General features: G+C 63.5%; 4 protein-coding genes and 1 pseudogene. 2 read left to right on the plus strand and 3 right to left on the minus strand.

Annotated features, from left to right (window positions below):
• Both Q8K05_RS15300 and Q8K05_RS15305 read left to right on the plus strand, forming a co-directional pair.
• Window positions 1-126, plus strand: a pseudogene (locus tag Q8K05_RS15300) (nitronate monooxygenase); the annotation flags it as partial.
• A gap of 22 nt (window positions 127-148) precedes the next feature.
• Entirely contained in the window at window positions 149-1246 is a 1098-nt protein-coding gene (locus Q8K05_RS15305; protein WP_305247488.1) for an acyltransferase, read from the plus strand.
• A gap of 105 nt (window positions 1247-1351) precedes the next feature.
• Here the strand turns inward: Q8K05_RS15305 and Q8K05_RS15310 are convergent, their stop codons facing one another.
• The 3 genes from Q8K05_RS15310 to Q8K05_RS15320 form a co-directional block, all read right to left on the minus strand.
• Window positions 1352-2998 carry a phosphoethanolamine transferase gene (locus Q8K05_RS15310; protein ID WP_305247489.1) on the minus strand — a complete coding sequence of 549 codons (1647 nt, stop codon included), beginning with the start codon at window positions 2996-2998 and terminating at the stop codon, window positions 1352-1354.
• A 105-nt stretch (window positions 2999-3103) separates the two neighbouring features.
• The gene (fghA, locus tag Q8K05_RS15315; RefSeq protein ID WP_305247490.1) at window positions 3104-3997 is read right to left on the minus strand and encodes an S-formylglutathione hydrolase; all 894 of its coding nucleotides are present in this window, start codon (window positions 3995-3997) and stop codon (window positions 3104-3106) included.
• Window positions 3994-4176 (minus strand): alpha/beta fold hydrolase (locus Q8K05_RS15320; protein WP_305247491.1); only part of this gene is annotated, 183 nt, incomplete at its 5' end. The genes Q8K05_RS15320 and fghA, both read right to left, overlap by 4 nt.

Below are 4176 nucleotides of genomic sequence, written 5' to 3' on the forward strand. Positions count from 1 at the left end.
GCCTGGAAAGACATCTGGGGTTGCGGCCAGGGCATTGGCGCGATCACACAGGTGCAGCGCACGGCCGACCTGGTGGCGCAGCTCAAGCGCGAATACCAGGAAGCGCGCCAGCGGCTGGCGCTTTAGCCTGACGCGCCGCCCCCCACTCATGAGCCTGCCTGACAATCGCCTGATCGGCCTTGATGCGCTCAAGGGCATCGCCTGCGTCCTGATCGTCTGGCACCACCTGGCTTTTTACGGCCCGATGTCGGACGTGATTTACCCCCGGGCGACCAGCCTGACCGACTGGCTGTATGACTATGGCCGCATGGCGGTCCAGGTGTTTTTGGTCGTCAGCGGCTTTCTGGCAGCCAGCTCGCTGGCGCCCGGGGGTGTCGCGACTTTCGGGCAACCGGTGCGCCTGGTGTTTCGGCGCTACCTGCGGCTGGTGCGGCCCTACCTGGTGGCGCTTGCCGTGGCGGTGGCGGTGGCCTGGTGGGTACGCCCCTGGTTTGACCACCCTTCTGTTCCGGATGCGCCGACGCTGCTGCAGGTGCTCGCGCATGGGCTGCTGCTGCAGGATGTGCTGGGGCACGACGCCCTGTCCGCAGGCGTCTGGTATGTGGCGATCGATTTGCAGCTGTTCGCCATGACGGTGCTGGCTTTGGGCCTGGCGCGTGAGCTTCATCGCCGCTGGCCGGGCGTGTCTGCCCGGCTGTGGGGCACCGGTTTGTTACTGCTGCTGGCAACGTCGTCCCTGCTGTTTTTTAACCGGCAGGATCATTTTGACGACACCGGGTTATATTTTTTTGGCTCCTATGCCCTGGGTTTGCTGGCGTTCTGGGCATCGACTGCGTTGAACAAGGTCAACACCGGGACCGCTGGTTTGTGGCTGCTGGCCATGGCCGTGTTGGGCGGGGCAGCGCTGGCGCTTGATTTCAGGGGGCGGCTGGCCCTGGCGCTGGTGGTTGCGTTCGGGCTGGTGGGCCTTCAACAGCGCGCTGTGCCTTGGCGCTGGCTGCAGTCGCGCTGGCTGACACAACTCGGACAGATGTCGTACAGCGTTTTTCTGATTCACTTTCCGGTGTGCCTGCTGGTCAATGCGGTGGTCAGCCGTTTCTGGCCCGCGCAGATGATGGCCAATGCCCTGGGTCTGCTGGCGGCCTTTTTGTTGTCCCTGCTGGCGGGTGCTGCGTTGCACCGGTTTGTTGAATCCCGGGGTGCACCCTCGCGCAGCGTGCCTGAGGCGGGCGCCGTGACACTGTAAGGATGTTGAAATTTTAAATAAAAATGACCTCTAGCCCAATGACTGCTTGCCTTTGTAGCTATTGAATCAATAGCGTTTTAGGCGCCTGAATTCTGCTGAGGCCGCTCAAGCTACTTGTTTGGCGCAGTGCGCGTAAATGTCCAGGGCGGGTTTGTACACGCTGGTTTGCACGTTCATCAGGCCGAGCACCGAGTGAAAGTAGTTGTCGTGGCTCACCGGGGCGTCGAGTTGCTGCTTCAGGCACGCCGTGGTGACCTTGCTGCGCTGCTCGAATTCGGGCGACAGCCAGGTGATCCAGGGCACGCGCTTTTGCACATCGGGCGCCACGCCGTAAGGCATGCCGTGCAGGTAGAGGTTGTTTTCACCGAGCGACTCGCCGTGGTCAGCCAGGTAGAGCATGGCAGGTGCGCTGCGCGCCTCCTGGGTCTTGAGCCAGCCAATGGCCGATGCCAGCAGATGGTCGGTGTAGACAATGCTGTTGTCGTAGGCATTGACCAGCGCGTCACGCTCGCAGTTCTGCAGTGAATTGTTGGTGCATTCGGGCAAAAACTTCTTGAATGCCGGTGGCGAACGCTTGTAGTAGGCCGGTCCGTGGCCGCCCATCTGGTGCATCACCAGCACCACGCCTTTGGCGCGGCGTTCGGCGGGCAGGGCGGCGATGCGCTCATCGAGGCCGTGCAGCATCACTTCGTCCAGGCACTCGCCACCGTCGCACAGGCCAGGGACTTTCAGCTGAAGGGTGGACACGTTCGGGACCCGGTCGCAGACGCCCTTGCAACCGGCCTGGTTGTCCAGCCAGAGCACGGCCAGGCCGGCATGCTGCAGCACATCCAGCATGCCTTCGGAATTGGCCGGGCGCGACTCAAAGGCGGCACGCCCGAAATTGGAAAACATGCAGGGCACCGAGGCCGCCGTGCTGGTGCCGCACGACCAGGCGTTGCGCTGGCTGGCAATGTTTTCCTGGCTCAGTTGGGGGGTGGTGGGGCGGTTGTAGCCATTGATGGCGAAATTGCCGCTGCGCGCGGTTTCGCCCAGCACCAGCAGCAGCAAAGGCGGCTTGCTCTGGGCGGTGTAGCTGGCGCCCAGCGTCGCGTCTTGACCCAGGGGCAGCACGATGGATTCGTTGCGCTGAAAGGGTTTGGCCGCCACCGAGCCCAATGCGTAAAAGGAATTGAGCGGATTGATCAGGTAGCGCACTTGGGTGTGGTTGCGCATCACCGAGGCCATGCTTTGAAAGAAAAGCATTGTCACCACCACCAAAAGCGCGCCTGCAGCCACCAGGGTCAGGGCATTGGAAAGCGCTTGCCGAGCCATGCCTGTGCGCCTGACTTTTTGCCGCCACAGAAAAAAGCTCGGCAATACGGCCAGCACCATCACCGTGCCCGCCAGGCTCCAGTTCAGCAGATCGCGCGTTTCACGCAGGTCGGTCTGCAGGGTGTTGACCATCATGTTCGGGTCTATCACCACGCCATAGGCCATCATGAAATAGGCGCCAAAGGCCGCTGACACCAGAAACAGCGTGACCACCGGTTTAAGCGTCCATCGCCAGGCCAGCAGGCTGAGCAGCCCTGCTGTGGCCAGCGCGATCACCAGCGCCAGCGCAACACTGATGGTGGCGGCCTGGCCCGCGCTCAAGCCGGGCAGGCGGGCCAGCGCGCGCCACAGTGCCACGTTGCACACGGTGGCGATCCAGAGACTGGTCAGCACCACGATCCAGAGCTGCCGCACACCGGCCGCCGGGTGATCGGACATCCCGGGAGATGACGGGACACCGGTCGGAGCAAGGGCTGCAGGGGCGAGCGAGGGTGAATGCAAGGGCATAAAGTGCAATTGTATTTGTCGCGGCTTATGAGAGTCTTAAGCGCTTTTCAGGTCACCTGTTCGGGCCGATAACTGGCGGGCGTGGTGCTTCAGGTGGTCGGCCATGAAGGTGGCGATGAAGTAGTAGCCATGATCGTAGCCCGCATGCCGGCGCAGTGTGAGGGGTTGGCCTGCCTTGGCGCAGGCCGCTTCAAACAGGTCCGGGTGCAGCTGCTCCGCAAGAAACTTGTCGGCCAGACCCTGGTCAATCAGGATGCCGCCAGGGTAGGGCGCACTGCGCAGGCCGGCCATCAAGGCTGCAGCGTCGTGCGCAAGCCAGCCCGCTTCGTCGGCGCCCAGGTAGCCGGTGAAGGCCTTGCGGCCCCACGGGCAGTGGCTGGGCGCGCAAATCGGGGCAAAGGCCGACACCGACTTGAAAAGGTTGGGGTGCCGAAGGGCCAGCGTCAACGCCCCATGGCCGCCCATGGAATGGCCGAAGATGCCGATACGCCCGGCGTCCAGTGGCAGGGCAGCCGTCAGCAGCGGCAGCAACTCGGCCGTGAGGTAGCTTTCCATGCGGTAGTGGCGGTCCCACGGTGCTTGCGAGGCGTCCAGATAAAACCCGGCGCCCACCCCGAAATCCCAGTTGTCGGCTTCGCCGGGCACATGGGCGCCGCGCGGGCTGGTGTCGGGCGCGATCAAGGCCAGGCCCAGTTCGGCGGCCATGCGCTGCGCGCCCGCCTTGACCATGAAGGTTTCCTCGTTGCAGGTCAGGCCGGCGAGGTAGATCACTGCGGGCACCTTGCCGCCAGCGTCATCAATGAACATTTGCGGTGGCAGGAACACCGAATACTTCATGGTCAGGCCGATGGTGCTGGAGGCGTGCTGGTAAAAACGCTGCACACCGCCGAAGCAGGCGTGCTCGCTCAGGAGTTCAGGTGGGGTGTTCATGCGCTTTGTTGTACCAGTTCGAGCACCGCGTCGGCAAAAACCTGCGGTTTTTCCTGGGGAAGGTTGTGGCCCGCGCCGGGCACGACCTGATGCGAACGCGGGCCAGAGAAGAAGCGCGCGTGTTGTCCGGGCGCGGCGGGCGGCCGCACGCCGTCGTCGGCGCCGTCGAAGGTGATGCT

The sequence above is a fragment of the Polaromonas sp. genome (assembly GCF_030682935.1).
Taxonomy (GTDB): domain Bacteria; phylum Pseudomonadota; class Gammaproteobacteria; order Burkholderiales; family Burkholderiaceae_C; genus Polaromonas.

What these genes read in the sequence shown, in the direction of transcription:
- fghA (WP_305247490.1), bottom strand. Translation starts at nt 3,997, where the DNA reads ATGAACACCCCACCTGAACTCCTGAGCGAGCACGCCTGCTTCGGCGGT.
- Q8K05_RS15310 (WP_305247489.1), bottom strand. Translation starts at nt 2,998, where the DNA reads ATGTCCGATCACCCGGCGGCCGGTGTGCGGCAGCTCTGGATCGTGGTG.
- Q8K05_RS15305 (WP_305247488.1), top strand. Translation starts at nt 149, where the DNA reads ATGAGCCTGCCTGACAATCGCCTGATCGGCCTTGATGCGCTCAAGGGC.